The organism is Limosilactobacillus sp. (assembly GCF_041859915.1).
Taxonomy (GTDB): Bacteria; Bacillota; Bacilli; order Lactobacillales; family Lactobacillaceae; genus Limosilactobacillus.
Genome location: NZ_JBFLGB010000094.1, coordinates 1 through 4,125, shown reverse-complemented (window position 1 = coordinate 4,125; position 4,125 = coordinate 1). Strand labels below are relative to the sequence as shown.

The following is a 4,125-nucleotide window of genomic DNA, read 5'->3' as shown; positions in this document are numbered from 1 at the left end:
TTGCTTCAGCTAACAAGTCACGACTGGTTGCTTGGACAATGTTTTCAACGAGCTTTGCCCCATAGGTTTCAATACGGGACCACTTTTTAACAGTGTTAATACCCATAAAGGTAATTGATTCGCTACCAAAACGGTTAGTACCAATCTTGGGTTGGGGGTAGCCAAGGTTGCGACCTGACCGTAATCGTAAGAACATACAGCCACTACGATAAATAAACTTCATTCCGTGAGTGGCTTGCGGTAGATGTGTTTTAATGCATTCTTTTGCTGCTCTGTCGATATCCCACCAAAACTGCACTATATGAGGGCTGGCATTACGCCACATTTGTACTAACGGGAGTAATTCTTCCTCGGTTAAACCCAATTTAGTGGCACCCATCGCTTTGAGTGCACCGATGGAACCACCATAGCCTAGTGCAAGTTCAGCAATCTTACCCTTTTGCCGGAGTCCACCATTAACCCCATGCTTAACAACGGGAACCCCGAACATCTGACTAGCGGATGCACAGTAGATGTCCTCATTATTGGCAAAGGCCTCTTGTCGCCATTGCTCACCAGAGAGCCAAGCAATTACACGTGCTTCAACGGCTGAAAAGTCAGCTACATAGAAATGATGTCCTTGGCTGGGGATGAAGGCAGTTCTAATTAATTGTGATAGGACGTCAGGTACTGAGTCGTAAAGCATCGAAAGCACAGTAGTGTTGCCTTGTTTAACTAGTTCACGAGCTTCTTCTAGGTCAGGCATTGAATTGCGTGGCAGGTTTTGTACTTGTACTAAGCGCCCAGCCCACCGCCCAGTCCGATTGGCACCATAAAATTGCAGGAGTCCATGAACGCGACCATCTTGGCACATTGATTTTTGCATTGCCTGATACTTCTTTACGCTAGACTTTGATAATAGTTGACGCAGGCTTAGAACTTGATGAACCTTATCGGTGGTAGTTTGTAAAAGTTGAGCTACTGAGGCTTTGGATAGAGAGTCGGTATTCACTCCCCGCTGGTTGAGCCAATCTTTTAACTGCAGTGGTGAGTTGGGATTGGCCAGGCCAGTTAGTTTTTGCGAAATTTGCAAATATTGATCGTGAAAATTTTCTTGACATTTGATGGCGTTGTTGACCAGTTGCTGATCAATCTGAATACCGCGATCATTAATATCCTGGTCCATCCAGTAGTTTTCCCATTCATTCTGGGGAACAGGAAAGTGTTCGAGCTTCTGGGTGATTTCCATTTCAACTTCAACGTCACATTGGTTGTACTGCTTGAATTGCTGCCATTTGTCAGGTGCATGATAAGGAAAGTTACGTGTGCGCTTTTGATTAGATTTGGTTGGCTTGCAGGGAGTACAAAAGTAGTGTACGAGTTCTTTTCCAGCCGTAATTTTCTGACGAGAAAGCCCTAAAACGGTACCAACGTCGCGTAACGATAAGGGAAGACCAAGGGTAGCGGACCAGACTCGTGAGCAGTGCCAACCGGCCGGCTTTAGGTGATGTCCCACAAAGCGTGATAGGCAAACTCGTTCAAATTGAGCGTTAAAAGCACTCTTAATAATATCGGGATCATCTAGGGCCTCAACAATTTGTGGGGGAATTTTTTCACCTTGGGTTAAGTCAACTACTTTAACTGGTCCAAAGTCGGTGGCATAACCAAAGAGCAAAAGTTCAAAATCGTTGCTATCAGCATAGCGATAGACACCAGTTTGATTCAGGTTGGTACTAGAATAAGTTTCGATATCAATCGAGATTTGCTTCATTAGGAATCCTTTCTACAAAAAATGGGTAGTCAAAGTCGACTACCCGTCTTTTGATTTAAGCTAAGAAATCATCGTCGTTATTATCATCAATAGCAGTGAAATCATCGCTGGCACTAGCATGACCACCTAATGGTTCACCATCGCGAATCTTTTGAATGTTACCAAGACCACAGGCGATTCCACGGTTACCGTTGGTGTTAAAAGCATAGAAGTTAATCGATACTCGGGCGTAGCAGCCACTGTAGACTTCATTGCGGTCGAGAATTGGCTGAACATGCTTGTCCACAATCTGTGGCGCCGTAATTGAATTAGCGTTGATAAAGTAGCTATCTTGGTAGGCAGCATCATCACGTTCAACATCACCATCGCGAAGTGGTAATTTCAGGGTGGCCTTGTTTGGCTTCTTGCCACCAAACCTGCCGATTCCTTCTTGAATAGCGGCATTGATTGCCTTCTCAATAGCATTAATTGTTGGCTTATCTGACTTAGGGATGATCAAGCTAACTGAATACTTCTCTTTGCCACCATTGATAGATTTAGGTTCCCAGATGTTAGCGTAAGAGAGACGAGTGTTGGTACCAGTAACGACCTTTGTTTGTTGTGACATATTATTTTTCCTCCTTAAATTCATCCTTTGGGTTTGATTTGCTAATACTCTGACGCCGGTCTGAATTTGGCACCAGGGTTGGTTTACCCGCAGGTTTAACAATTTCTTGACTGAACAGTTCGGTGAATTTCTTCTTACCGAGCTGTTTTTCTAATTTTGTAATTGGTAATAGCTTCTTTTGGTAGATATTATGGTAGCCATGATCTTCAGCAATTTTTGCCACTGCTGCTTCATTTTTGTAATGTCGACTCGATCGTCCTTCGACAATTTTCCATATTCTATCGAATAAGACCGATATTAGTGCTGACACTAATGGAAACATTGCAACCGGTGAACTGCTGAATGGACCAGAATTCGGTGGTCGGAATGAATCTCATAATCACACGGTTCGTGATGTTTATTACATTGGTACAATTGATCAGATTGGTGCCAATGGTTTCCGGACTGATAATAATTACGTGATTCTTGGTGACGATTCTAATGTGGAATTTAAAGGAAACCAGGTTTACGTTAACGGTAACCGTTTGGACCACTTGAAAAAGGAAGATGTTCAAGTTGCTAAAGGTTATATTGATGTTAAGAGCGAACTGAACACTCTTAAAGGCAATGCTGACTATCTACGCGGTTTGAATCAAAGTGATGGCGTTATTATTAATTCTGCTGATATGAATAATCGCTCAATTGATGTCAGCAGGGCTAAGGATAATCAAATCGTTGTTAATGTTGACAAGGACTGGTTAGAGGCACCACAGCCGATAACAATTAAAGGCTTGAATAGTAATGCTAATGGTCCGGTAGTGATTTTGAATGTGCAAGGCATCAAGAATGAAGTCAACTGGCAAACGCAAATCCATTTGGTTTATGATGATGGTTCTTCCTTATCACCAAATGAGGGCCACAGTAAGTCTAACCACGTTTTGTGGAACTTTGGTAATGATGTGAAGAAGCTGAATATTAATGGTGGTTACTTGATGAGAAGTGTCTTGGCCCCTAATAGTGAATTGACCGTCAATGTCAATGCCGATGGAAACCTGATTGCGGACCGCGTTAATATTCGTGGTGGGGAATCACACCGTTGGGATTTGTGGGCCCCAGAATTAGTAAAGCACAGTAAACCAGCTAAACCAGCAGATACAAAGCCAGGTAAACCAGATAATAAGTCGGATCAACATAAACCAAATCATGATGATTCAAAAAAGGGTCAGCATACTCCAGATAGTAATAAGCCAACTTCTTCTGATAAGAATAAGACGCCGAAACCGACTACTCCAGGATCTACAGATGATAAGACGCCAACTAACCCAAGCACACCAGACGAGAATCCAATTATATATGGGCCGGTTACTCCGCAAGCGGATCAATCGGATGGTAAATCTGGCAAAGAAGCGCCTATCACACCAAGTCAGGATGGTGACAAGGACAAGCCAAAGGATGCCACGAATAAGCCAAGAGATCATGATAATAAAGCTCCAAAGAATCCGGTGAAGCCAGGTAATAAACCTGAAACAAATGATTCTCATAAAAATGTTAAGCCGAATAATAATGGCGATAAAGATAAGCCTAAGACTTCTGTAGTTCCTGATAATAGCAAGGATAAGGTGCCAACGCCCCCATCTAAAAATCCAAGTTAAGTTTTTTCAAACACTGTATGTGGACAGTATTATCAAGTTACTTCTCTTTTGGCTGAATCATCGATCCACAATGAGTATTGATGATGTTAAATATCTTGCTGGACTGATTCAAACTAAATCAAATATTCAATTGATGA

Annotated in this window: 4 protein-coding genes; 1 reads left to right on the top strand and 3 read right to left on the bottom strand. The window is 42.4% G+C overall.

Going from position 1 to position 4,125, the window contains the following annotated elements:
- From ACEYV4_RS09145 to ACEYV4_RS09135, 3 genes are all read right to left on the bottom strand, one after another.
- Positions 1 to 1,750: DNA polymerase (locus ACEYV4_RS09145; RefSeq protein ID WP_373842979.1), on the bottom strand; the 1,750-nt coding region annotated here is incomplete at its 3' end.
- A 55-nt stretch (positions 1,751 to 1,805) separates the two neighbouring features.
- Positions 1,806 to 2,381, bottom strand: coding sequence for a DUF2815 family protein (locus ACEYV4_RS09140; protein WP_373842978.1), 576 nt, complete (start codon positions 2,379 to 2,381; stop codon positions 1,806 to 1,808).
- Complete coding sequence (locus ACEYV4_RS09135) at positions 2,359 to 2,679, bottom strand: DUF2800 domain-containing protein (RefSeq protein ID WP_373842977.1); 321 nt, start codon at positions 2,677 to 2,679, stop codon at positions 2,359 to 2,361. The genes ACEYV4_RS09140 and ACEYV4_RS09135 overlap by 23 nt, the downstream gene beginning before the upstream one ends.
- On the opposite strand from ACEYV4_RS09135, the gene ACEYV4_RS09130 reads away from it, so the two are divergent.
- On the top strand, positions 2,624 to 3,988 hold the full coding sequence (locus tag ACEYV4_RS09130) for a collagen-binding domain-containing protein (RefSeq protein ID WP_373842980.1): 1,365 nt from the start codon (positions 2,624 to 2,626) through the stop codon (positions 3,986 to 3,988). The two genes, ACEYV4_RS09135 and ACEYV4_RS09130, sit on opposite strands and share 56 nt — an antisense overlap.
- The last annotated feature ends 137 nt before the right edge of the window (positions 3,989 to 4,125 follow it).